This window comes from Paraburkholderia sp. SIMBA_030, from assembly GCF_046535245.1.
Taxonomy (GTDB): domain Bacteria; phylum Pseudomonadota; class Gammaproteobacteria; order Burkholderiales; family Burkholderiaceae; genus Paraburkholderia.
The window spans coordinates 1-271 of the sequence record NZ_JAWRXB010000551.1 but is presented as its reverse complement, the minus strand read 5'-3'; the positions used below and the strand labels follow the sequence as shown (position 1 = coordinate 271).

The window sequence follows — 271 nt, the reverse complement described above, 5'->3', positions numbered from 1 at the left end:
GGGGCGTTTTCGAGCCCGTCGGCCACGGTTTCCTCGGCCTTGAGACGGCCGTCGCGCAGCCAGCCGGCGAGCGTCTGCACCGCTTCGCGGCTCTTGCGGTAGTCGAGGATCAGGAAGCCGCGCATCGTGATGCGCTTCGAGATCAGCACGCCGACGTCGTCCGCCGCGCGGCCGCTGTTGTAGTTCGAGATCACGCCGCACAGCGCGACGCGCCCGCCGATCACCATCCGCGACAGCACCGCGCGCATCACTTCGCCGCCCACGTTCTCGA

The 271-nt window shown here is 69.4% G+C and carries 1 pseudogene; it reads right to left on the bottom strand.

Annotated features, from left to right (window positions below):
* A pseudogene (locus SB772_RS41165) lies at positions 1–271 on the bottom strand (NADP-dependent oxidoreductase); the annotation flags it as partial.